Raw genomic sequence first — 1,538 nt, 5'->3', positions numbered from 1 at the left:
TCCTATAGGTAAAAGCTCTAAGCGTCAAGTACCAGAGAAACCAATTATTTTAGAGGTTTTGAACTGTATCGTAGGGCATACGAAAACAGGCTTCTGTAAGGGAGCGAAAGTCTGAGGAGAGAACCACCTCTGGGTGGGATTGGCTCTTCTGGTTTCTGTGTGGAAACGAGGTCTATACTGATAGAATATCCGCAAAATAGTCCTAAAAGTCTTGCCCAGTAAGCATTTCACGATTCCATAAGCAAAAATTATCACACAAAGTCGAGAAGAGCCTGGGATTTCGCCAGGAATCTAATTCAAGTGGACTCGTTGAGCCATAAATTCACAGCAGTGATGCTAGAAGAATCCACGTCCGTTTACGGCGTGGGGTATGTCAAATACGCAGCACCTCAGTTTTTAAAGAGATTTGACGTTTCGACGGTCGCGGAAGTTATTCCCATCCCCATCCCCATCCCTTCTAGCCCCCTTGATGCTCTTTCAAGAGTATCCATTGGCAGACGAATATCTTCTGATGGCTCAGACACTATAGTTACAGTTGAACCGAGTTGGGGGCTGTGGCTGGCGCAGCAGGCGGAGCTACTATTGGCGCATTCACCTGTACTACAAGTGTTGTCGCAGCACCAGCAGCACCGATCTGTGGTGCAGTAGGTGGTTTAATTGGTGGTGTGGTTGGTCTGGTTTTTGGTCCTTCGGATAATGTAAATTCACAGCCTTGAATGCTGCTTGACCTTGATTGGGTAAGCGATAATTGAGGGTATCTCCTTTAGATAAGTGGATTCCAATATGACTGAGCAACTTGATCAGGTGATTGCCCGATTGAAAGCCTTGCCAACCGATAAGCAAGACGCAATCGCAACCTTAATTCTAGAAGAACTCGAAGATGACCAGCGATGGGATGAGTCATTTGCTCGTTCTCCAGATTTGTTGGCTAAATTGGCAGCCGAAGCAATGACAGAATACCGAGCAGGCAAAACTCAAGAACTCGATCCAGAAACATTGTGAAATCTCGCACCACTGCCCAATTTCGTAAACTGTTTGCTGATCTTCCAGAGTTAGTTCAAGAGCAGACGCGCAAAGCATATCAGCAATTCAAGCAAGAGCCAAGCTACCCCAGTTTGCGATTCAAGAAAGTTCATCCAAAATTACCCATCTACTCTGCACGCATCAACAGAGATTACCGTGCTGTTGGGCAATTAGAAGATGACACAGTAATCTGGTTCTGGGTCGGTTCTCATGCGGAATATGATCTGCTCCTTGATCAGTTGTAGAAACGCCAGCTAACAACGCCCATGAACCCGACCGTATCAAAGTATGAGTTTATCCGAGAGGTTATTGGCGGCGGGTGATTGCGAACGTTAGACAGAATTTTCGGACAAATTGAGGATAAAAGATGTTAATTAGGGCTTGCTGAATAATGGTAAAACCCTTGTTGGTTAAGACTTTTAGAGTTTTTGTAAATCAAAAAGTACCAGATATGGGAGTGATCGGGGGGAAAATTCAGGGACTTTTTCCCTGAAAATTAGGTAATTGACCCCTTC

The 1,538-nt window shown here is 45.0% G+C and carries 2 protein-coding genes; both read left to right on the top strand.

Annotated features, from left to right (window positions below; all coding sequences use genetic code 11):
* Positions 1-783: 783 nt before the first annotated feature.
* Complete coding sequence (locus tag O9295_RS14135) at positions 784-1,002, top strand: hypothetical protein (RefSeq protein ID WP_061430404.1); 219 nt, start codon at positions 784-786, stop codon at positions 1,000-1,002.
* On the top strand, positions 999-1,268 hold the full coding sequence (locus O9295_RS14130; RefSeq protein WP_288033431.1) for a type II toxin-antitoxin system RelE family toxin: 270 nt from the start codon (positions 999-1,001) through the stop codon (positions 1,266-1,268). Before O9295_RS14135 ends, O9295_RS14130 begins: the two co-directional genes overlap by 4 nt.
* The last annotated feature ends 270 nt before the right edge of the window (positions 1,269-1,538 follow it).

It is taken from the genome of Microcystis sp. LE18-22.4A, assembly GCF_027531105.1.
Classification (GTDB): Bacteria; Cyanobacteriota; Cyanobacteriia; order Cyanobacteriales; family Microcystaceae; genus Microcystis; species Microcystis aeruginosa.
This window is presented reverse-complemented; position numbering and strand designations above follow the sequence as displayed.